Origin of the sequence: Sulfitobacter sp. HI0129, assembly GCF_001635395.1 — a bacterium.
GTDB lineage: Bacteria > Pseudomonadota > Alphaproteobacteria > Rhodobacterales > Rhodobacteraceae > Sulfitobacter.
Map to the genome: position 1 here is coordinate 1 of NZ_LWGH01000637.1, position 1,156 is coordinate 1,156.

Annotated in this window: 1 protein-coding gene; it reads left to right on the forward strand. The window is 62.8% G+C overall.

Features of this window, described 5'->3' with window-relative positions; genetic code table 11:
* Positions 1 to 1,156 (forward strand): phosphomethylpyrimidine synthase ThiC (gene thiC / locus A3764_RS16530; protein ID WP_150122248.1); only part of this gene is annotated, 1,156 nt, incomplete at both ends.

Below are 1,156 nucleotides of genomic sequence, written 5' to 3' on the forward strand. Positions count from 1 at the left end.
AACCACCGCGAGCTTGAGCCGATGATCATCGGCCGCAACTTCAAGGTCAAGATCAACGCCAATATCGGCAATTCGGCTGTCACCTCCTCGATGGAGGAAGAGGTGGAAAAGATGGTCTGGGCGATCCGCTGGGGGGCCGATACGGTCATGGACCTGTCCACGGGGCGCAATATCCACAACATCCGTGACTGGATCATCCGCAACGCGCCGGTGCCCATCGGCACGGTGCCGCTTTACCAGGCGCTGGAAAAGGTCGGCGGCATCGCCGAGGATCTGAGCTGGGAGGTCTTTCGCGACACGCTGATCGAACAGGCCGAACAGGGGGTGGATTACTTTACCATTCACGCGGGCGTGCGGCTGCACATGATCCCGATGACGGTCAACCGCGTCACGGGCATCGTGTCGCGGGGCGGGTCCATCATGGCGAAATGGTGCCTGCATCATCACCGCGAAAGCTTCCTCTACGAGCATTTCGACGAGATCTGCGATATCTGCCGCCGGTATGACGTCTCCTTCAGTCTGGGCGACGGGCTGCGGCCCGGTTCGCTCGCCGATGCCAACGACGAGGCGCAGTTCGCCGAATTGCGCACGCTGGGCGAGTTGACACAGATCGCATGGGCGAAGGACTGCCAGGTGATGATCGAAGGCCCGGGCCATGTGCCCATGCACAAGATCAAGGAGAACATGGACGAGCAGTTGAAGCACTGCCACGAGGCGCCGTTCTATACGCTCGGGCCGCTCACCACGGATATCGCGCCGGGCTACGATCACATCACCTCTGCCATCGGGGCGGCGATGATCGGTTGGTTCGGCACGGCGATGCTGTGCTACGTGACGCCCAAGGAGCACCTTGGCCTGCCCGACCGGGACGATGTGAAGACCGGGGTGATCACCTACAAGATCGCCGCCCATGCCGCGGACCTCGCCAAGGGTCATCCGGGGGCGCGCCTGCGCGACGACGCGGTCAGCCGCGCGCGGTTCGAGTTCCGCTGGGAAGACCAGTTCAACCTTGGCCTCGATCCCGATACGGCGCGGGACATGCACGACCAGACCATGCCGGCGGAGGCGCATAAGGTCGCGCATTTCTGTTCCATGTGCGGGCCGAAGTTCTGTTCCATGCGGATCAGCCACGACATTCGCGCCGAGGCGGAAAAGC